The organism is Alphaproteobacteria bacterium (assembly GCA_019635875.1).
In the GTDB taxonomy this organism is placed as follows: Bacteria; Pseudomonadota; Alphaproteobacteria; order Reyranellales; family Reyranellaceae; genus JAFAZJ01.
The window spans coordinates 602,155-620,925 of the sequence record JAHBYP010000004.1; the positions used below are offsets into that span (position 1 = coordinate 602,155).

22 protein-coding genes are annotated in these 18,771 nt (G+C 68.3%); 10 read left to right on the plus strand and 12 right to left on the minus strand.

Annotated elements, in window-relative coordinates; genetic code table 11:
- Positions 1–33: 33 nt before the first annotated feature.
- The 4 genes from KF889_17745 (at position 34) to KF889_17760 (ending at position 3,196) form a co-directional block, all read left to right on the plus strand.
- Positions 34–342: an antibiotic biosynthesis monooxygenase gene (locus tag KF889_17745; GenBank protein MBX3501286.1), complete on the plus strand. Its 309-nt coding sequence runs from the start codon at positions 34–36 to the stop codon at positions 340–342.
- Between the two features lie 130 nt (positions 343–472).
- Complete coding sequence (locus KF889_17750; protein MBX3501287.1) at positions 473–1,261, plus strand: cyclase family protein; 789 nt, start codon at positions 473–475, stop codon at positions 1,259–1,261.
- A 36-nt stretch (positions 1,262–1,297) separates the two neighbouring features.
- Positions 1,298–1,603 (plus strand): plasmid stabilization protein, encoded by a 306-nt coding sequence (locus KF889_17755; protein MBX3501288.1) that lies wholly within the window; start codon positions 1,298–1,300, stop codon positions 1,601–1,603.
- A gap of 180 nt (positions 1,604–1,783) precedes the next feature.
- Positions 1,784–3,196, plus strand: coding sequence for an amidase (locus KF889_17760; GenBank protein MBX3501289.1), 1,413 nt, complete (start codon positions 1,784–1,786; stop codon positions 3,194–3,196).
- On the opposite strand, the gene KF889_17765 is transcribed toward KF889_17760, so the two are convergent.
- From KF889_17765 to KF889_17780, 4 genes are read right to left on the minus strand one after another with little or no spacing between them, the layout of a single operon-like run.
- Positions 3,193–4,098, minus strand: a complete 906-nt coding sequence (locus KF889_17765; GenBank protein MBX3501290.1) for a DMT family transporter — start codon at positions 4,096–4,098, stop codon at positions 3,193–3,195. The genes KF889_17760 and KF889_17765 overlap by 4 nt on opposite strands.
- A gap of 53 nt (positions 4,099–4,151) precedes the next feature.
- Complete coding sequence (locus KF889_17770; protein ID MBX3501291.1) at positions 4,152–5,120, minus strand: hypothetical protein; 969 nt, start codon at positions 5,118–5,120, stop codon at positions 4,152–4,154.
- Position 5,121: 1 nt separating this feature from the next.
- Complete coding sequence (locus KF889_17775; protein MBX3501292.1) at positions 5,122–5,820, minus strand: DUF1007 family protein; 699 nt, start codon at positions 5,818–5,820, stop codon at positions 5,122–5,124.
- Positions 5,817–6,218 carry an acyl-CoA thioesterase gene (locus KF889_17780; protein ID MBX3501293.1) on the minus strand — a complete coding sequence of 134 codons (402 nt, stop codon included), beginning with the start codon at positions 6,216–6,218 and terminating at the stop codon, positions 5,817–5,819. The genes KF889_17775 and KF889_17780 overlap by 4 nt, the downstream gene beginning before the upstream one ends.
- A gap of 112 nt (positions 6,219–6,330) precedes the next feature.
- On the opposite strand from KF889_17780, the gene parE reads away from it, so the two are divergent.
- Positions 6,331–8,346, plus strand: coding sequence for a DNA topoisomerase IV subunit B (gene parE / locus KF889_17785; GenBank protein MBX3501294.1), 2,016 nt, complete (start codon positions 6,331–6,333; stop codon positions 8,344–8,346).
- 213 nt (positions 8,347–8,559) lie between these two features.
- On the opposite strand, the gene KF889_17790 is transcribed toward parE, so the two are convergent.
- Both KF889_17790 and KF889_17795 read right to left on the minus strand, forming a co-directional pair.
- Positions 8,560–8,910 carry a DUF559 domain-containing protein gene (locus KF889_17790; GenBank protein MBX3501295.1) on the minus strand — a complete coding sequence of 117 codons (351 nt, stop codon included), beginning with the start codon at positions 8,908–8,910 and terminating at the stop codon, positions 8,560–8,562.
- 95 nt (positions 8,911–9,005) lie between these two features.
- On the minus strand, positions 9,006–10,802 hold the full coding sequence (locus KF889_17795) for a cation:proton antiporter (protein MBX3501296.1): 1,797 nt from the start codon (positions 10,800–10,802) through the stop codon (positions 9,006–9,008).
- 16 nt (positions 10,803–10,818) lie between these two features.
- On the opposite strand from KF889_17795, the gene KF889_17800 reads away from it, so the two are divergent.
- Positions 10,819–11,679: a nitroreductase family protein gene (locus KF889_17800; protein MBX3501297.1), complete on the plus strand. Its 861-nt coding sequence runs from the start codon at positions 10,819–10,821 to the stop codon at positions 11,677–11,679.
- A 12-nt stretch (positions 11,680–11,691) separates the two neighbouring features.
- Positions 11,692–12,732, plus strand: a complete 1,041-nt coding sequence (locus KF889_17805) for a quinone-dependent dihydroorotate dehydrogenase (GenBank protein MBX3501298.1) — start codon at positions 11,692–11,694, stop codon at positions 12,730–12,732.
- Here KF889_17805 and KF889_17810 read toward each other — a convergent pair.
- The 4 genes from KF889_17810 to KF889_17825 all read right to left on the minus strand — a co-directional run bounded on the left by KF889_17810 (position 12,695) and on the right by KF889_17825 (position 15,428).
- Complete coding sequence (locus KF889_17810) at positions 12,695–13,174, minus strand: GNAT family N-acetyltransferase (GenBank protein MBX3501299.1); 480 nt, start codon at positions 13,172–13,174, stop codon at positions 12,695–12,697. The two genes, KF889_17805 and KF889_17810, sit on opposite strands and share 38 nt — an antisense overlap.
- Positions 13,174–13,911, minus strand: coding sequence for a 3-oxoacyl-[acyl-carrier-protein] reductase (gene fabG / locus KF889_17815; protein ID MBX3501300.1), 738 nt, complete (start codon positions 13,909–13,911; stop codon positions 13,174–13,176). The genes KF889_17810 and fabG overlap by 1 nt, the downstream gene beginning before the upstream one ends.
- Before the next feature lie 13 nt (positions 13,912–13,924).
- Entirely contained in the window at positions 13,925–14,866 is a 942-nt protein-coding gene (gene fabD, locus KF889_17820; GenBank protein ID MBX3501301.1) for an ACP S-malonyltransferase, read from the minus strand.
- Between the two features lie 61 nt (positions 14,867–14,927).
- A complete protein-coding gene (locus tag KF889_17825; protein ID MBX3501302.1) occupies positions 14,928–15,428 on the minus strand; it encodes a hypothetical protein in 501 nt (166 codons plus the stop codon).
- A gap of 295 nt (positions 15,429–15,723) precedes the next feature.
- Here KF889_17825 and rpsF point away from each other — a divergent pair, with 295 nt between their 5' ends.
- The 3 genes from rpsF to rplI are packed head-to-tail and all read left to right on the plus strand — an operon-like array spanning position 15,724 to position 17,083.
- Positions 15,724–16,170, plus strand: coding sequence for a 30S ribosomal protein S6 (rpsF, locus tag KF889_17830; GenBank protein ID MBX3501303.1), 447 nt, complete (start codon positions 15,724–15,726; stop codon positions 16,168–16,170).
- Entirely contained in the window at positions 16,167–16,424 is a 258-nt protein-coding gene (gene rpsR / locus KF889_17835) for a 30S ribosomal protein S18 (protein ID MBX3501304.1), read from the plus strand. The genes rpsF and rpsR overlap by 4 nt, the downstream gene beginning before the upstream one ends.
- A 14-nt stretch (positions 16,425–16,438) precedes the next feature.
- Entirely contained in the window at positions 16,439–17,083 is a 645-nt protein-coding gene (rplI, locus tag KF889_17840) for a 50S ribosomal protein L9 (protein MBX3501305.1), read from the plus strand.
- Between the two features lie 109 nt (positions 17,084–17,192).
- Here the strand turns inward: rplI and KF889_17845 are convergent, their stop codons facing one another.
- Both KF889_17845 and KF889_17850 read right to left on the minus strand, forming a co-directional pair.
- On the minus strand, positions 17,193–18,068 hold the full coding sequence (locus tag KF889_17845) for a PhzF family phenazine biosynthesis protein (protein MBX3501306.1): 876 nt from the start codon (positions 18,066–18,068) through the stop codon (positions 17,193–17,195).
- Positions 18,069–18,095: 27 nt separating this feature from the next.
- Positions 18,096–18,761: a hypothetical protein gene (locus KF889_17850; protein ID MBX3501307.1), complete on the minus strand. Its 666-nt coding sequence runs from the start codon at positions 18,759–18,761 to the stop codon at positions 18,096–18,098.
- Positions 18,762–18,771 lie beyond the last annotated feature (10 nt).

Below are 18,771 nucleotides of genomic sequence, written 5' to 3' on the forward strand. Positions count from 1 at the left end.
ACGTGACTTCGTTCAGAAGGGAGTGAAACGACCATGATCCACGTGCTCGCCATCATCACCACCAAGCCCGGCATGCGCGACACCATCCTCGGCCATTTCCGCGCCAACATGCCGGCGGTGCACGCCGAGAACGGCTGCATCGAGTATGGCCCGGTGATCGACGCCGAGGGCTTCGCCGCCGGCAAGCCGCTGGGGCCGGACACCTTCGTCGTGGTCGAGAAGTGGGAGAGCCTCGACGCGCTCAAGGCCCACTCGCAGGCGCCGCACATGAAGGCCTACGCCGAGAAGACCCGCGAGCACATCGCCAATCGCACGATCCACGTGCTGTCGCCGGCGGCGTAACCGCGGGCTGCCCCCTCGACCCTGGGGCCCTCTGTCATCCCGAGCGCAGCGAGGGATCCAGGAAGCTGCCTGGATCCCTCGCTGCGCTCGGGATGACAGTCTCGATTCAACGCTGCCCCGGAGTCCGACCATGCCCCGCCAATTCATCGATCTGTCCGTGTCCTTCGAGGACCGGCCGATGTCTCCGCCGCATCACCAGCCGAAGATCGAGTACACCGATCACGAGGGCTCGTTCGAGGCTTTCAGCCGCGCCTTCGGCGGGGTGCGCAAGGAGGACCTGCCGGAGGGCAAGGCGTGGGCGGTCGAGCGCATCACGCTCAGCACCCATGCCGGCACGCACATGGATGCGCCCTGGCATTACCACCCCACGACCAATCACAGGAACAAGCCCGAGGGTGAGCCCGCCGCGACCATCGACCAGGTGCCGCTGGACTACTGCTTCCGCCCCGGTGTGAAGCTCGACTTCCGTGCTTTCGATGCCGGTTACGTCGCCACGCCGCAGGACATCGACGCCGAGCTGACGCGCGTCGGCTATTCGCTCAAGCCCTACGACATCGTGCTCGTCAACACGCGCGCCGGCACGCGTCACAAGGACATGGACTATGCCGACACCGCCTGCGGCCTGGGCCGCGCCGCCACGCTGCATCTGCTCGAGCAGGGTGTGAAGGTGGTCGGCACCGATTCCTATTCGTGGGACCCGGCCTTCAAGTCCGTCGCCGCGCGCTACAGGGAAACCGGCGATGCCTCGCTGCTGTGGGAGGGACACAAGGCGGGCCGCGAGCTGCCGTACTGGCAGATGGAGAAACTGTGCAACCTTGAACTGCTGCCACCGTTCGGTTTCACGGTCGCCTGCTTTCCGGTGAAGATCCATCGCGCGTCGGCAGGCTGGACCCGCGCAGTGGCCATCCTCGAGGACTGACGAGCGGCGCTGCGCTTCCGTCGAATGGAGGCCGTCATGCCACGCGGCGAGAAATCGAAGTACACCGACAAGCAGGAACGCAAGGCCGACCACATCGCCGAAGGCTACGAGAAGCGCGGCGTCGGCAAGAAGGAAGCCGAACGGCGCGCCTGGGCCACGGTCAACAAGGACGATGCCGGCGGCAAGAAGCCGGGCGGCTCGGGCCGCGGCAAGCGCACCGGCAACCCGGCCGCGCACAAGGGCGGGCGCAAGGGCGGTGCCGCCGCGGCGCGCCGGCCCGCCAGCGCTCGCCGAGCCTCGGCGCGCAAGGCCGCCGCCACCCGCAAGCGCCGCGCGGCTTAACCAGATCCGCAGTTGCCCGGCGACCGGACGACGCTTGATCGCAGCGGCGCCACTGCGAAGCACGACGCGTTCTCTCCAACGCAAGCCCCTTCTTCGGGGGGACTGCGTCCACCCTGGCGCGCTGGCGATGGGCAAATCATGCGGTAGTCTCGCCCCGGCACCTTGCCGAGGAGAGCACCGATGTCCGACATCGCCGAGATGACGCTGAGCGAGCTGGCCGCTGGATTGAAGGCCAGGCGCTTCTCCAGCCGCGAAGTCGCCGAGACCTTCCTCGCGCGCATCGCCAGGGCCGACGGCAAGCTGCACAGCTTCGTCGAGGTGTACACCCGCGAGGCGCTCGCCCTGGCCGATGCCGCCGATACCGCGCGCGGTGCCGGCCTGCCGCTGCCTGCCCTGCACGGCCTGCCGATCGCCATCAAGGATCTCTGCGACATCGAAGGACGCATCGGCACCGGCGGCTCGCAGATGCTGGCGCAGCGCGTCGCCACCGAGACCTCGGCCACGGTCGAGCGGCTGCTGGCCGCCGGCATGGTGCCGCTGGGCAAGACGCACATGGTCGAGTTCGCCTTCGGCGGCTGGGGCACCAACCCGCTGATGGGCGCACCGTGGAATCCCTGGGATCTCAAGACCCATCGCACGCCGGGTGGCTCGTCCAGCGGCACCGGCGTCGCCGTCGCGGCACGCCTGGCGCCGGCGGGCATCGGCAGCGACACCGGCGGCTCGGTGCGCATTCCCTGCGCTTTCAACGGCCTGGTCGGCCTGAAGGTCACCTTCGGCCGCGTCAGCCTCCACGGCACCATCCTGCTGAGCTGGACCCTCGACTCGATCGGCCCCATGGCGCGCTCGGTCGAGGATTGCGCGCTCTTGACCCAGGCGCTGGTCGGCCCCGACCCGCGCGACCCGACGACGCTGGACCAGCCGCTCGACGACTTCGTGTCGGCCGCGAATGCGACGTCGGGCATCACCGGCATGCGAATCGCCCTGCCCGATGCCACGCAGCTGCCGCCATTCATGCACGCCGACGTCGTCGCCAACTGGCAGAAGTGCGCGGGCACCTTCGAATCATTAGGCGCGCGGGTCGAGGCCGTGAAGCTGCCCGACGGCTTCTTCGATCTGGCGATGGCCGCGGGATCGATCGTCAGCGCCGAGGCCTACTCGCTGCACCGCGCCTATATCGAGGATGAGTCGACGGCGATCGGCCCGCACGTGCGCGAGCGCGTGCGCACGGCGAAGGGCTACCCGCCCGGCCAGTACGCCGAGGAGTTGCGCCGGCTGGCCAGGCGGCGGGCCGAGTTCACGCGCTGGTTCGCGCCCTATGACGCGCTGCTCCTGCCGACCGTCGCCGTGCCGGCGCTCGACATCGCCACGCACGACGAGATGGGTCCCATCCCGGGCTACCTTACTCGGCCCGGCAATTATCTCGGTCTGTGCGGCCTGGCGATACCCAGCGGCTTCTCCGGCGGGCTGCCGACCGGGGTGCAGATCCTCGGCAAGCCCTTTGCCGAGACGACGGTGCTGCGCGCCGGCAAGGCGTTCCAGGACGCCACCGGCTTCAACAAGGCGAAGCCGGACCTCACGGCGGTCGGTCTCTAGGCGCCGGCGGCGGCGGGACGCCGGCGCGACTCGAGCCAGCCGATGAACAGGCCGCTGGCGATGATCACGCCTGCGCCCAGCCAGGTGAAGACGTCGGGTATCTCCGAGAACATCAGGAAGCCGACGATCACCGAGCCGATCAGCTGGAAGTACTGGAACGGCGAGAGCACGTTGGCCGGACCGTAGGTCATGGCGCGCGCCACGCAGTAGTGGCCCAGCCCGCCGAAGATGCCGAGGCTGGAAAGGATCGCGATGTCCTGCAGCGAGGCCGGCGCGGTCCAGAAGAACGGCACGGCCAGCGTCGTCATCACGGTGCCGACAAGCGCGCTGTAGACGACGGAGGTCTCCGGCGTGTCGTGACCCGCCACCTGGCGGGTGAGGATCTGATAGAGGGCGTAGCTGGCCGAGCTGCCCAGGATCAGCAGCGACGCCCACTGGAAGACCTCGCTGCCCGGCCGGATCACGATCAGCACGCCGGCCAGGCCCACCAGGATGGCGAGCACCCGGCGCAGGCCGATTTGCTCGCCCAGCAGCGGCACGGCGAGGATGGTGACGATCAGCGGCGCGGTGAAGCTGATCGACGCCGCCTTGGCCAGCGGCACGAACTGCACGGCGGAAAAGAAGCACAGGGTCGACAGCAGCAGCAGCGAGCCGCGACCGATCTGCCAGGGCAGCCTGCTCGTGCGCAGGATGCCGACCACGCCGCGCGTCGGCGCGAACAGCGCCAGCACGAAGATCAGGTGGCCGAGCGTGCGCGCCCAGACGATCTGCGGAGTTTCGTATCCGCCGCTCAGCAGCTTCACGAGGCCGTTCATGATCGGAAACAGCGCGCCCGAGAGGCAGATGAAGAGGATGCCGAGCAGGATGCGACGTTCGCGCGCGGGCGCAGCCGGAGGGGACATGGAGGGCGGAACTAAACCGCTCCGCCGCCGCACTCAACGATTCAATCCATGCGTCAATCGCCCATCAGGCGCGCGACGGCCCCCAACAGCAGGAAGCCGCTGGTGCCGATCACCAGCAGCGCGGCCAGCACGGTGGTGATGCGGCCGACGGCGTTCGAGGTGCGATCGCCGACAAGCAAACGGTGGGCCAGCATCGAGCCGATGCCGATCGCCGCCAGGGTCAGCGCCATGCCCAGCGCAATGGCCACGACGCCCAGCAGGCCGGCCCACAGCACGCCCAGCGCAGCGCTGATCAGCACCATCACCACGGCGCCGGCGCACGGCGCCACGCCCGCGGCGGTCAGCAGGCCCAGGCCGGAGTCGAGCCGCAGGAAGCGGCGCCGGCGTGGTGTCGCGTCGTGGTGGTGGTGATGCTCGTGATCATGGTGATGATGCCCATGATCGTCACCATGGTGCTCGTGCGCATGGCCATGGTCGTGCCCATGGTCGTGGTCGTGCAACCGACCCGTCAGGCCGGCATGCAGGCGCCACAGGCCGATGGCGAAGATCAGGCCAAAGGACACCAGCTCGATCAGTCTCACCCTGCCTTGCGCCGCCAGCGGGCTCAGCAGCCCGATCAGCGCCAGCACGCCGGCCAGCACCAGCGCCGCCACGGTGTGCGTGATCGACACCCAGGCGCCGGCCAGGATGCCGTCGATCCATGCGCGCTTCTTGCCGTCGAGGAAATACGCCACCACCACCGCCTTGCCGTGGCCCGGCCCCAGCGTGTGGGCCACGCCATAGCTGAAGCCCACGACCACCAGCGCCCACAGCGTGCCGATGCCGGCGCCCTCGCCGAGATCGCGCAGACGCATGGTGACCTCGCGGTTCAGGCGGAACTGGACGCTGGCGGCGACGCGCCCCAGCCCACCGGCGAGGTCGGCGAACAGCACCAGGCCCAGAGCTGCGAGCAGCAGCACGCCGCCGATGGCCAGCCAGGCGGTACGCGACGACAGGCGGCGTTCGAGGATGTTCAGCGACATGTCAGGGCAAGGTGCAGGTGACGCGATCGGCGAAGACCGGATTGCCCGGCCAGAACTCGCTCTTGAGAGTCGGGTGCTTGTCGAGACTGCACTTCGCGCCCTCCGCCTTGCCGACGATCTCATGCGGGCTCTTGCGATCAGCCTCGATGCGGATGAAATCCTCGGGGTCGAGCGCCGCCACCGACAAGGTCTTGGTCGGCGCCGCCAGGGGGTAGCGGAAGATGTAGACGAGATTGCGGAAACGACGCCCCTTGGTCTCGACCTTGGTGTCCGGCTTGGGCGGTGGGCCAGGCTTGGCCATCGGACCGCCCGGCGGATCGGGCGTCGGCGCCCAATCCTCGGGCACGAACTCCGCCGGATCGGCGATTCGCGCATTGAACGTCGGCGCCTTGGGCGGCCGGAAGTCCTTCGCGCCGGTCGAGAACCAGGCAAGGTAGCCGAAGCTCTTCAGTTCCGGCAGCGCGATGTCGCCCAGCTCCTTGATCTCCCTGGGCGACAGCTTGCCGTCGCGGTCAGCGTCGGCGGCGATGATCTCCATCGAGCTGGCCATGGGGTCGAAACGCCACTCGATCTCGACATGGGTGAACTGTCCATCCTTCTCGATGAAGCGGGTTACCGAGCTGATCAGGATGTGCGGATGCCCCGCCGCCGGCGCGGCCGACGCCAGCAAGGCGAGCACGATGAACGCCAGGCGCCTCATTTCGGCACCGGTCGCGGCTTGCCATTGTCGTCGATGGCGACGAAGACGAAGGTGCCCTCGGTGACGCGGATCGGCGTCGGATCGAGCCGGCGCTCGACCACGGTCTCCAGCCACACCGTCACCGACGTGTTGCCGATCTTGCGCACCTCGCCGTAAATGCTCACCAGGTCACCCACCTTGATCGGCTGCACGAAGGTCATGGCTGTGATCGCCACCGTTGCCACCCGGCCCTGCGCGGCGCGCGAGGCCACCGTGCCGCCGGCGATATCCATCTGCGCCAGCACCCAGCCGCCGAAGATGTCGCCGTTGCCGTTCATGTCGGCCGGCTGCGGCACCATGCGCAGGATGGGCTCCCGGGTAAAATCCACAACGCGTCCGGCGGTCGCGGTCTCGGCCATCCTGTCTTCCCTGCCCGGCGGTTGCCCTCGCGCGCATTTCGTACCATACCATTGACGCGGCGGCCAAACCGGAACCCCTTCCCGGACCCGCCCGAGAACGGACACAAAGACAATGGCGAAGAACGGCGACCTGTTCGACGGGGCCGGCCCGCGCAACGGCAAGGGCAACGGCTCGGAATACTCCGCGAAGGATATCGAGGTCCTCGAGGGCCTCGAGCCGGTGCGCAAGCGGCCCGGCATGTATGTCGGCGGCACCGACGAGCGCGCCATGCACCACCTCGTCGCCGAGGTGCTCGACAACGCCATGGACGAGGCCGTCGCCGGTCACGCCGACACCATCACCGTCGAGCTGCTGGCCGGCAACAAGGTGTCGATCCGCGACAACGGCCGCGGCATCCCCATCGACCCGCACCCGAAGTATCCGAAGCAGTCGGCGCTCGAGGTGATCCTCACCACGCTGCATTCCGGCGGCAAGTTCAACGGCAAGTCCTACGCCACCTCGGGTGGCCTGCACGGCGTCGGCGTCTCGGTGGTCAACGCGCTCAGCGACGAGCTGCATGTCGAGGTCGCGCGCGACCGCCAGTCCTGGGAGCAGCACTACTCGCGCGGCAAGCCGGTCTCCAAGCTGAAGAATGTCGGCGCGGCGCCCAACCGGCGCGGCACGACGGTGACATTCCATCCCGACCCGCAGATCTTCGGCGGCCACAAATTCGTGCCCGATCGCATCTATCGCATGGCGCGCTCGAAGTCCTACCTGTTCCGCGGCGTCGAGATCCGCTGGCGCTGCGATCCTTCGCTCCTGCCCAAGGACGGCAGCGTGCCGGCCGAGGACTCGTTCCATTTCGCCGGCGGCCTGCGCGACTATCTCGAATCCGAGATCGGCCAGCGCCCGACTGTCATCCCCGCGCCCTTCGCCGGACTGGCCCAGACGCCGATGAACGGCGTGCAGGCCAAGGTCGAATGGGCGGTGTGGTGGCCGCAGGACGAGGAAGGCTTCCTCCGCTCCTATTGCAACACCGTGCCGACGCCCGAGGGCGGCACGCACGAGGCCGGCTTCCGCAACGCGCTCACCCGCGGCCTGCGCCGCTACGGCGAGCTTGTGAGCAACCGCAAGGCCCAGCAGATCACCGCCGACGACGTGATGGATGGCGCAGCCGGCCTGGTCTCGATCTTCATCCCCGAGCCGCAATTCCAGGGCCAGACCAAGGAGAAGCTGGTCACCGTCGAGGCGCAGCGCCTGGTCGAGGGCCTGGTCGGCGACAATTTCGACCACTTCCTCACCGGCGACAAGGAAGCCGCCAACGTCCTGCTCGAGGCGGTGATCGCGCGTGCCGAGGAGCGGCTGCGGCGCAAGCAGGACCGCGAGCAGCAGCGCAAGACGGCGACGCGCAAGCTGCGCCTGCCCGGCAAGCTGGCGGATTGCTCCTCGTCGAGGCGCGAGGACACCGAGATCTTCCTGGTCGAGGGCGATTCCGCCGGCGGCTCCGCCAAGTCGGCGCGCGACCGCGAGACGCAGGCGATCCTGCCGCTGCGCGGCAAGATCCTGAATGTCGCCAGCGCGTCGAACGCGCAGATGCGCGAGAATCAGGAGATCACCGACCTGATCCAGGCGCTGGGCTGCGGCACCGGCGCCAACTACGACGACGAGCGGCTGCGCTACGAGCGCGTCATCATCATGACCGACGCCGACGTCGATGGCGCGCACATCGCCTCGCTGCTGATGACCTTCTTCTACCGCGAGATGCCCAAGCTGATCGAGAGGGGCCATCTGTTCCTCTCGCAGCCGCCGCTCTATCGCCTGTCGCGCGGCGGACGCATTGAGTACGCGCGCGACGACCAGCATCGCGACGAGCTGCTGGCGACGGTGTTCACCGGCAACGGCAAGGTCGAGATCAGCCGCTTCAAGGGCCTGGGCGAGATGCCGGCCTCGCAGCTGCGCGAGACCACCATGGATCCGGCGCGGCGCACGCTGCTACGGGTCGATGTGCCGCACGCCGCCAGCGAGGAGGAACGCCGCGAGGCTATGCGCACCTCGTCGCTGGTCGAGGACCTGATGGGCCGCAAGCCTGAGAAGCGCTTCGCCTTCATCCAGCAGAACGCGCAGTTCGCACGCGACCTCGACGTCTAGAACGACGCGCGCAATATCAGACTCACCCTGTCATCCCGAGCGCAGCGAGGGACCCAGGCCCGCCCTAGATCCCTCGCTGCGCTCGGGATGACAGGTGGGTCCGATTGACCGCTCGATGCTCTAGAACGTCGCGCTGAAGCCTCGCGACGTTTCATTGGGAGCGCCGGCGTCTCGCCGGCATCTTCATGGGCCGGCGGCACGCAGCTCCAGATCCTAATGCAGCAGCCGCTTGTGAATCGTATCGCGCACGGCAGTGGCGCGGGCGACCACGTCATTGCTCCAGAAGCGCAGGACGCTGAACCCCTGGCGTTCCAGATAGCGCGTGCGAACCGCTTCGTAGTCGCGGCCGCTGCCCGGCAGCCCGCGGTCGATCTCGACGATCAGGCGGGCTTCGAGACAGACGAAATCGACGACATAGGGGCCGATGACGACGCCGCGGCGGAAGCGCCGCTCGCCATAGCGGCGCGACGCGAGGATCTCCCACAGCGTGAGCTCGGCATCCATGACGTCAACATGACGGACACGCCTGGTCAGCGACTGATGGTCGTGGGGCACGGGTCTCATCGCTTCACCTGTTACGCTCTCGATGCAGGCGAACCTTCACAACCCGATGCGGCGAGATGATGGCGCGGTCGTTCACGCTGTCGTAACAACGCGTATCATTCCGTCTCGCGCCGCCGACGGAACCTTCTTCCCGTGGTGCGCAGCGCGCGCGGCGGTGGCGAGTCGCCGCTCGCGCTGAGTTCCTGACGAAACTCGTCGCGACGCTCGTGGATCGAGGCGATGACGAGTCCCATCGGGATGCCGATGTCGACCAGCAGCGCTTCGGAGAGCTGCAGGCTCGCCTCGACCGTCTCCGGTACCGCGTCGGTCACACCGAGCGCGTAGAGCTTGGCGGCGTGACGTGCGTCGCGCGCGCGCGCAACAATGGTGAGATCGGCCCGCTCCTTGCGCACCTCGCGCACGATGTGCTCGGCCGAGTCGGAATCGTCGGTGGTCACCACGAGGGCGCGCGCGAAGGTCAGTCCGCAGCGCCGCAGAAAGTCGATGCGTGAGGCATCGCCGTAGTAGATCGGCTTCTTGCCTTCGCGCGCCCTGGCAACGACGTCGGGGTCGGTGTCGATCGCGAGAAAGGGAATCTTGTGGCGCATCAGCATGTCGCCGACCAGCGCGCCGACGCGGCCATAGCCCACGACGATGACGCGGGACTGGATGTCCTCGGGTGGCGCCTCGACCGTGCCGACGGCGGGCGCCCGTACGCCGCTGCGACGCGCCAGCGCGATGCCGGCAATGGCCGGCAAGGCCGCCATGCTCAGCATCGCGCCGGCGATCACGAACTGCGCCACCGCCTCGGGCACGAGATTGGCGACCACCGCCGCCGGCAGCAGCACGAAGGCGAACTCCCCCGCCGGCCCGAGCAGGAGTGACACGTCGCGCGACACCTCCCCAGGCAGGCCGACCGCGTAGCCGATAGGGTAGAGCAGCAGCACCTTCAGGGCGACGAGCCCGACGGCGATCGCGCCCACGATCAGAGGCTGCTCGACGATCAGCGACACGTTCAGCCCGGCGCCCATGGTGACGAAGAACAGGCCCAGCAGGAGACCCTTGAACGGGTCGATCATTACCTCGATCTCGCGCCGGAACTCGGTTTCCGCCAGCAGGAGGCCGGCGACGAAGGCTCCCAGTGCCATCGACAGGCCGGCCAGCGCCGCCAGCTGTCCGGTACCGACGACCACCAGCAGGCACACCGCCATGAACAGCTCCGGGCTGCGCGTACCGGCGACATAGCGCATCACCGGCCGCAGCAGCAGGCGACCACCCGCGACCAGCACCAGCAGCACCAGGGCGGCGCGACCCAGAGCGTAGAGGACGGTCCACAAGCCGCCGCCGGCACGGTCGTCGAGCGCGGCCACCATGAGCAGCAGCGGCGCCACGGCGAGATCCTGGAACAGCAGCACGGCGAAGCTGTTGCGGCCCGTCGGAGACGCCAGCCGTCGCCGTGCGGCCAGCGTCGGCAGCACGATCGCGGTCGATGACATCGCCAGCGCGCCGCCGATGATCACCGCCGAAACCGTCGTCTGGCCCAGCGCGTAGGCGATGCCGGCGATGGCCGTCATCGCGCTCAGGAGCTGGAGGCTGCCCAGTCCGAAGATGCGATGACGCATCAGCTTCAGGCGCTCCCAGGACAGCTCCAGCCCGATCATGAACAGCAGGAAGACGACGCCGAGTTCCGCCAGGGGCGCCACCCTGTCGGCATCCGAGAGCGTGAAGGTGCCGATCCAGGACTCGGCCGGAAGCAGGCGGTGGAAGCCGTGCGGGCCTACCGCGACGCCGGCGGCAAGGAAGCCGATCACCGGGCTGATGCGCAGGCGGTGGAAGACGGGTACGACGAGGCCGGCCGTGCCGAGGAAAACCAGCGCCTCCTTGTAGCTTTCTGGTGAAATCGGACCGGCCATGGGACGATAGTGCCGGTTGCTTCGCCCCGGCGACAAGGAGAACAGTGTGCAGGACCTGCTCGATCTGATCGAAAAGCGCTTTGGCGAGCGGCTCGAGGCGCCGACGGACCTCGCGCAGGGCGTCGGGACCATCCGCGGCCTGCTCGACCACCGCGTGATCCGCCGCTTCAGCGACAAGCCCGTCGACATGGCCATGCTGCGTCTTCTGTGCGCAGCCGCGCTCTCCTCGCCGACCAAGAGCGACCTGCAGCAGGGCGATATCCTGATCGTCGCCGACGCCGAGAAACGGGCGAAGATCGCCGGCCTGCTGCCCGACCAGCCCTGGATGGCCAAAGCCCCCGCCCTGCTGCTGTTCCTCGGCAACAACCGCCGGCAGCGCCAGATCGCCGAGTGGCGCGCCAAGCCGTGGCCCAACGATCATCTCGACTCGTTCTTCAACGCCGCCGTCGACGGTGCCATCGTCATGACGACGTTCGTGGTGGCGGCGGAAGCCGCCGGGCTGGGATGCTGCCCGATCAGCACCATCCGCAATCACGCCCGCACCGTCTCGGATTTGTGCGAGCTGCCGGCCTATGTCTTCCCTGTCGCCGGGCTTGGCGTCGGTTGGCCGGCCGATCCGGGCTACATGAGCGCCCGTCTGCCGATGGCCGCACGCGTCCACGTCGACCGCTTCGATGAAACCTCGATCCGCGACAAGGTCGATGCCTACGACCACCGCCGTCACGGCATCTTTCCCTACCGCCAGCAACGCGACGAGGCGCGCTACGGCCGCGCCGAATTCTACGGCTGGTCCGAGGACAAGGCGCGCCAATACGCCTCCCCCGACCGCGCCGATTTCGGTGCATACGTGCGCAGCCAGGGTTTCCGGCTGGATTGAGTTGGCAAGTTGATGATCTATCGTTCCGTCGTCGGGCCGATGCTCGGATTGCTGGGCGGCGAGACGGCGCATCGCCTGACGATCCGGTTGCTGAAGTCGGGTCTCGCGCCGAGGGACGTGCTGCCCGAGGACCCGGCGCTGGCGATCACCGTCTGGGGGCATCGCTTCCGCAATCCCATTGGTCTCGCCGCCGGCTTCGACAAGAACGCCGAGGTCGCGACGGCGGCGTTGGGACTGGGGTTCGGCTTCGTCGAGGTGGGAACGATCACGCCCAGGCCGCAGGCGGGCAATCCGAAGCCGCGCCTGTTCCGACTGCCCGAGGATCGCGGGCTGATCAACCGCATGGGATTTCCGGGCGACGGCCTCGAGGCGGCGCGCGAGCGGCTGAAGAGGCGCGACCGGGTGCGCATCGTCGGCATCAATGTCGGCGCCAACAAGGACAGCGTCGACCGGGCGGCCGACTACGTCACGTGCACGCAGGCGCTGATGCCGTACGCGGACTACATCGTCTGCAATGTCTCCTCGCCCAACACGCCGGGGCTGCGCGACCTGCAGGCGCGCGACGCGCTGGCCGGCCTGCTCAAGGGTGTGAAGGGCGTGCTGGGCGCGCGCAAGATCCCGGTCGTGGTCAAGGTCGCGCCCGACCTCACGGCCGCCGATTTCGAGGACATCGTCGCCGCCGCGGTCGAGGCTTCGATCGACGGCATGATCGTCGGCAACACCACGGTGTCGCGTCCATCGACCCTGAAGAGCGCGCGGCGCAACGAAGCCGGCGGATTGTCAGGCGCGCCGCTGACGGCGCTGTCGACCGGCGTGCTGCGCATCGCGGCCAAGCACGTCGCCGGGCGGTTTCCGCTGGTGGGTTGCGGCGGCATCGCCTCGGGCAGGGACGCCTACGACAAGATCCGCGCCGGCGCCTCGCTGGTGCAGCTCTACAGCGCCCTGGTCTACGAGGGGCCCGGCCTGGTGCGGCGGATCAAGGACGAGCTGTCGGCGCTGCTGAAGGCCGACGGATTCAAGTCGGTCGATCAGGCCGTCGGCGCCGACCTTTAGGCGGCTTGCCGATCATCTTGCGCATGAAGTAGCGGCTGTAGCCCGGCGGGTTGTCCTCGAGCTCGCCGAACAGGCTGTAGCCGCGCTTCTCGTAGAACGGCCGCGCCTGAAACTCGAATGTGTCGAGCCAGATGCCATAGTAGCCGCATTTGCCGGCGTAGGCCTCGGCGCGGTCCATCAGCTCGCTGCCGACCCGCTGCTCGCCGCGGCGGTAGCGGCCGTCGACCCAGAGATAGCGCACGAACAGCCAGCCGTAGAAGCCGTAGGCATCGACGGCGCCGATCAGCTTGCCCTTCTCGTTGCGCGCGGAGATCGTGAAGTAGTTGAAGTTCGCCGGTCCGCTGTAGGGCTTGTTGTGCGCCGACAGGCCGCGATCGGCCGCACGCGCGACCTTCGCATCACCACGCCGGTTCAGCTTGTAGGTGACCGGCGCCTTCGCCATCAGATCATCGCCATGCCGCCGTTGATGTGCAGCGTCTGGCCGGTGATATAGGCCGCCTCGTCGCTGGCGAGATAGACGACGCCGGCGGCGATGTCGTCGGGCGTGCCCAGGCGCTCGGCCGGCACGCGATTGAGGATCATCGCCTTCTGCTCGTCGGTGAGCTTGTCGGTCATCGGCGTGGCGATGAAACCGGGCGCCAGGCAGTTCACCGTGATGCCGCGCGAGGCGACTTCGGCCGCCAGCGACTTCGACATGCCGATCAGGCCGGCCTTGGACGCGGCGTAGTTCGCTTGGCCGGGATTGCCGGTGACGCCGACCACCGAGGTGATGGTGACGATCCGGCCGTGGCGGCGGCGCATCATTCCGCGCATGCAGGCACGCGACAGGCGGAAGGCGCCGGTGAGATTGATCTCCAGGACCTTCGACCAGTCCTCGTCCTTCAGGCGCAACGCCAGCATGTCGCGCGTGATGCCGGCGTTGTTGACCAGGATGTCGACCTTGCCCATCGCCGCCTCGGACTCCTTGACCAGGCGTTCGAGGTCGGCGGCGTCGTCCATTCTGGCGGTGATGACATGGGCGCGCTCGCCCATCTCGGCCTTCAGCGCCTCCAGCGCCTCGGCGCGGGTGCCCGAGAGCACGACCGCGGCCCCCTGGCGATGCAGCGCCCTGGCGATCGCGCCACCGATGCCGCCCGAGGCGCCGGTCACCAGTGCCGCCTTGCCGGTCAGTTCGAACATGGGAGTCTCGCGCTCAGGTGGTCTTGAGGAAGGCTTCGGCGTCAGCCGGCGAGTTCACCGCCATGCCGGTCATCTCGCGGTCGATGCGCTTGACCAGGCCGGTCAGCACCTTGCCGGTGCCGATCTCGACCAGGGTGTCGACGTTCTTGCCCTTCATCGCCAGCACGCATTCGCGCCAGCGCACGCGGCCGGTGACCTGCTCGATCAGCAGCTTCTTGATGGTGGCGGGATCGCTGGTCTCGTCGGCGGAGACGTTGGTGACGACGGGCACGCGCGGCGGCGCGACGCTCACCATCTCGAGCGCCTCGGCCATCTCGTCGGCCGCCGGCTTCATCAGGGGGCAATGGAAGGGCGCGCTCACCGGCAGCAGCATGCCGCGCTTGCAGCCCTTGCCCCTGGCCGCCTCGACCGCGCGCTCGACGGCCGCCTTGTGGCCGGAGACGACGATCTGGCCGCCGCCATTGTCGTTGGCGACGGTGACGATCTCGCCCTGCGCCGCCTCCTCGCAGGCCTCCAGCGCCGGCTCCAGCTCGATGCCGAGCAGCGCCGCCATGGCGCCGACGCCCACCGGCACCGCCTTCTGCATCGCCAGCCCGCGGCGCTTCAGCAGCCGCGCCGTGTCGGCGAGGCTGAGCGCGCCGGCCGCGGCCAGCGCCGAATACTCGCCCAGCGAGTGACCGGCGACGAAGGCCGCCATCTCGGGGAGGCTCTTGCCGCCTTCCTTCTCCAGCACGCGCACCGCCGCGACACTGACCGCCATCAGCGCCGGCTGCGCGTTCTCGGTCAGGACAAGGTCGCCTTCCGGGCCCTCGCGCATCAGCTTCGAGAGCTTCTGCTTCAGCGCCTCGTCGACTTCCTGGAAGACCTCGCGCGCGACGGGGAACGCCGCGGCCAGATCCACGCCCATGCCGACAGCCTGGGATCCCTGGCCCGGAAACACGAAAGCCCTGCTCATACCCGGCGTTCCTCTCCCGCATCGCGTTGCGGGCAGTCATAGCCAGTCGCCGGGAGCGACGCTACTGGAACAGCAGCCGGGCGGCGTAGGCGTCGAAGGAACCCCTGTAACCGTAAATGGTCACGGTCTGGCGCACCCGGCCGCCTTCGAAGGCCTGGTCGATCCGCAGCTTGGTCTTCACGTTGCCGGCGAATCCTACGCCCGAACCGCTCATTGTCGGACAGCAGCCGCCCGGGCCGCTCGCCCTGCCGACCGCCAGATTGATCGCGGTGCAGCGCTGCAGCAGCATCTTCATCGTGTCGTAGACGTCGCGTTCGGCGCCGGGCGCGACCGGATCCGAAAGATTGACGACGGTGAGCTCGCGGTTGCTGCCCGCCCAGACAATCGTGGTCTGCTGGAAACGGCCATCCATGGTCCGAATGTTCAGACCCACCGGCCCGCCGGCGGAGGATGACCCGCCCCGCGAAGAGATCCCGTCACTGGACGCCGTCGCCGCGGAAACGATCACTGCGCCGGCAAAAACAATTAGCGCGATACGCGCAAAAATTCCGCCCCACGTCATGGAAATCGCTGCGCCTGATGGCGCATCCCCAAAAATCAATTGCGAATAATCAATTCACCAATATGGAAGACAGTTTATACATGATTTCTCAGGTTTTGGTAGAGGCTGCAAGGCGACGGGGTTGCACGGCCGCCGGCATCGTGTATAAGCCCGCGCTTCCGCCGGGACCAAAGCCCGGCGGCTCCTTGCCGATCGGCTTCAACTCCTCGGCACCCAAGGGTGCCGGAGGGCGCGCTGCTCGGCTAGATCCGGTCGGTCGCCAGACTCCGGGTCATGAACAGCCGTAAGGAGCTCCATGCCTCTGTATGAGAACGTGTTCGTCGCACGTCAGGACGTCGCGACGACCCAGGTTGAAACCCTGACGACCCAGTTTTCCGACCTTGTCACCAGCCTCGGCGGCCAGGTGACCAAGAAGGAGTACTGGGGCCTGCGCCAGCTGTCCTTCCGCATGAAGAAGAACCGCAAGGGCCACTACACCCTGATGAACATCGACGCGCCCGCCGCTGCCGTGAAGGAGCTCGAGCGCACGATGTCGATCAACGAAGACATCATCCGCTACATCACCGTGCGCGTCGACGAGCTCGAGGAAGGCCCCTCGGCGATGATGCGCAAGAGCGAGGGCGGCGAGCGCCGTGGCCGCGGCGACCGCTTCGGCGATCGTGGCGACCGGGGCGACCGCGGCGAGCGTCCGCGCTTCGTGCGCGAGGGCGCACCCGGAGAAGGTGAAGGAGAAGCCGCATGAGCATGGGTGGTGGTGGCGGCGGCGGAGCCCGTCGTCCGTTCGTTCGCCGTCGCAAGTCCTGCCCGTTCTCCGGCGCCAACGCGCCGAAGATCGACTACAAGGACGTGCGCCTGCTCAGCCGGTTCATCTCCGAGCGCGGCAAGATCGTGCCGAGCCGTATCACGGCGGTCTCGACCAAGAAGCAGCGTGAGCTCGCCAATGCGATCAAGCGCGCCCGCTTCCTGGGCCTGCTGCCCTACGTGATCACGCGCTAGGGAGGGAGGACACCATGGCAAACGTGGAAGTGATCCTTCTGGAGCGCGTGCCGAAGCTCGGCCAGATGGGCGACGTCGTGAAGGTGAAGCCCGGCTTCGCCCGCAATTTCCTGCTGCCGCAGAAGAAGGCGCTGCGCGCCACCGACGACAACAGGAAGTACTTCGACAGCCGCCGCAAGGAGCTCGAGGCCAGCAACCTCAAGCGCCGCCAGGAAGCCGAGGCGGTCGCGGCGCAGATGGCCGGATTCCAGGTCGTGCTGATCCGCCAGGCGTCGGAGAGCCTGCAGCTCTACGGCTCGGTGACGGCGCGCGACATCGCCGAGGCCGCGGCCGCAGGTGCCGGCAACAAAGCAGTGAAGATCGAGCGCGCGCAGGTCGAGCTGCCCAAGCCGATCAAGTCGCTGGGTCTGCACAAGGTGCAGGTCCATCTGCACCCGGAGGTCGTCGTCGAGATCAACGCCAACGTGGCCCGCTCGGCCGACGAGGCCGAGTTCCAGGCCAGGGGTGGCGTGATCATGGCCGAGACCGATCGCGCGGCGCAGGAAGCGGCGCTGGCCCAGGCTGCGGCCGAGGCCGCCGCCCAGGCGCTGTTCGAGAAGCCCGCGGACGAACAGCCTGAGGCCGAGGCCGCGCCGGCCGAGGACGCCGAAAAGAGATAGCGCGCCCGTCGTACTGCGGACGTTGCATGGAGGCCCCGGTCGAATGACCGGGGCCTTTTGCTGCCCCTGTCATCCCGAGCACAGCGAGGGATGGCGGGACGAGGGAATGTCAGGCGGCGATCGAGCCGTCGACCACGGTCACGCAATGGCCCCCCAGCTTGACAGCGCCATCAGCCGAGATGCTCACGGCAACGCGCCCGTCGCGGCCGACGCAGAAGCCCTGCGACGCGGCATAGTTGCGACCGACAGAGTCTACCAGCCCACTGTCGCGGATGAACACGGCGACGCAGCCATTGCCGCTGCCGCACACCGGATCCTCGGGCACGCCGTCGGAGGGCGCGAAGGCACGCACCTCGACCGCCGCCGAACCGCCACTGGCGTGACGGCCGAAGACGACGACACCCGTGCCGCCAACCAGCTTCTCGAACGCCGGCATGCGCGCGAGGTCCGGCTTCACGGCGCGCACCGCGGCGGCATCCCCCATCAAGGCGGTAATCCATTTCGGCCCGACATCGATCACGCGCGGCGCCGGCTGGTGCTCGACCGGCGCGCCCAGCACCGCCTCCATCTCGGCGATCTCCGCCGCGTCGAGAACGCGTGACTTGGTGTTCGGCAGGTCGAGCGTGATGGTGCGCTGAGCCCCCTCGCCCGCTACCGTCAGCCCGACCAAGCCCATCCTGCATTCCTGTACCAGCTTGCCGTCCTTGGGCGTTACCACGCCGCCTTCGATCGCGGCATGCGCCGTGCCCAGCGTCGGATGGCCGGCGAAGGCCAGCTCGGATTGCGGCGTGAAGATGCGCACGCGGTGCGTGGCGCCCGATTGGCTGGGCTTCAGCAGGAAGGTGGTCTCGGAGAGGTTGGTCCAGTTGGCGATGCGCTGCATCTGCGCCGTGTCCAGGCCGTCGGCGCCGAAGATCACGGCGACCGGGTTGCCCTTGAACGGCGTCGCGGTGAACACGTCGACCTGCTTGAACTTGAGCGCCATCGTCTCGCCTCCGGTGGAGCGAGACGACTAGGCCCGGCGCCCGCCTCGGGCAACGGCGATCTTGTCGGCAGACAAATCGCGCCAGGCGTAGTTGACGCTGATCGACACGCGTTCGCCGTCGATCTCGCCGGGCGGCACCTCGTGACGCAGCCAGCTCTCGAACAGGATCAGGGTGCCGGCCTCGGCGGGGAACTCGACGAAGGACCGCATGGCCTTCGCCGCCTTTGCCTGGCGCGGCGGCGCGGCCATCATCTTCGACAGGCGCGGATCCTCGAACTTCAGCGCCGGGCTGCCCGGCGGCGTCTGCACGTAGTAGGTGCCGCTGATGAACGACAGCGGATGCAGGTGCAGGCTGTGCACGGTGCGCGCCGGCATGACATTGACCCAGCAATCGGTCATGTCGATCGCCCGGCCGCGCATGTCGTATCCCAGCTCGCTTGCGAAGCGCTTCACATGCGGCGCCATCGCCCGCTCGAGCGCGGCGAAGGTCGGGGAGATGCGATGCATCTGCGCCAGCGAGCCGTAGCTGGTGTAGCCGCCGAGGTAGTGCTTCGCGGACCATCGGCGCCCGACGTGATCGTCCAGCGCCATGGCGTGCGCCTCGTCGAGCAGCGTCCGGTTGAGGCGCGCCGGCGAGCCCACCTTCAGCGGCGCGCGGTAGATCAGGGTCGGGAACAGCCGGTGCGTGGTCATCGCGTCCCGA

Coding starts and splice junctions, on each gene's coding strand:
- fabG (MBX3501300.1), bottom strand. CDS start 13,911: ATGTTCGAACTGACCGGCAAGGCGGCACTGGTGACCGGCGCCTCGGGC.
- KF889_17760 (MBX3501289.1), top strand. CDS start 1,784: ATGTCCGACATCGCCGAGATGACGCTGAGCGAGCTGGCCGCTGGATTG.
- rpsR (MBX3501304.1), top strand. CDS start 16,167: ATGAGCATGGGTGGTGGTGGCGGCGGCGGAGCCCGTCGTCCGTTCGTT.
- KF889_17745 (MBX3501286.1), top strand. CDS start 34: ATGATCCACGTGCTCGCCATCATCACCACCAAGCCCGGCATGCGCGAC.
- KF889_17805 (MBX3501298.1), top strand. CDS start 11,692: ATGATCTATCGTTCCGTCGTCGGGCCGATGCTCGGATTGCTGGGCGGC.
- parE (MBX3501294.1), top strand. CDS start 6,331: ATGGCGAAGAACGGCGACCTGTTCGACGGGGCCGGCCCGCGCAACGGC.
- KF889_17850 (MBX3501307.1), bottom strand. CDS start 18,761: ATGACCACGCACCGGCTGTTCCCGACCCTGATCTACCGCGCGCCGCTG.
- KF889_17825 (MBX3501302.1), bottom strand. CDS start 15,428: ATGACGTGGGGCGGAATTTTTGCGCGTATCGCGCTAATTGTTTTTGCC.
- KF889_17790 (MBX3501295.1), bottom strand. CDS start 8,910: ATGAGACCCGTGCCCCACGACCATCAGTCGCTGACCAGGCGTGTCCGT.
- fabD (MBX3501301.1), bottom strand. CDS start 14,866: ATGAGCAGGGCTTTCGTGTTTCCGGGCCAGGGATCCCAGGCTGTCGGC.
- KF889_17750 (MBX3501287.1), top strand. CDS start 473: ATGCCCCGCCAATTCATCGATCTGTCCGTGTCCTTCGAGGACCGGCCG.
- KF889_17765 (MBX3501290.1), bottom strand. CDS start 4,098: ATGTCCCCTCCGGCTGCGCCCGCGCGCGAACGTCGCATCCTGCTCGGC.
- KF889_17845 (MBX3501306.1), bottom strand. CDS start 18,068: ATGGCGCTCAAGTTCAAGCAGGTCGACGTGTTCACCGCGACGCCGTTC.
- KF889_17775 (MBX3501292.1), bottom strand. CDS start 5,820: ATGAGGCGCCTGGCGTTCATCGTGCTCGCCTTGCTGGCGTCGGCCGCG.
- KF889_17795 (MBX3501296.1), bottom strand. CDS start 10,802: ATGGCCGGTCCGATTTCACCAGAAAGCTACAAGGAGGCGCTGGTTTTC.
- KF889_17770 (MBX3501291.1), bottom strand. CDS start 5,120: ATGTCGCTGAACATCCTCGAACGCCGCCTGTCGTCGCGTACCGCCTGG.
- KF889_17780 (MBX3501293.1), bottom strand. CDS start 6,218: ATGGCCGAGACCGCGACCGCCGGACGCGTTGTGGATTTTACCCGGGAG.
- KF889_17755 (MBX3501288.1), top strand. CDS start 1,298: ATGCCACGCGGCGAGAAATCGAAGTACACCGACAAGCAGGAACGCAAG.
- KF889_17810 (MBX3501299.1), bottom strand. CDS start 13,174: ATGGCGAAGGCGCCGGTCACCTACAAGCTGAACCGGCGTGGTGATGCG.
- rplI (MBX3501305.1), top strand. CDS start 16,439: ATGGCAAACGTGGAAGTGATCCTTCTGGAGCGCGTGCCGAAGCTCGGC.
- rpsF (MBX3501303.1), top strand. CDS start 15,724: ATGCCTCTGTATGAGAACGTGTTCGTCGCACGTCAGGACGTCGCGACG.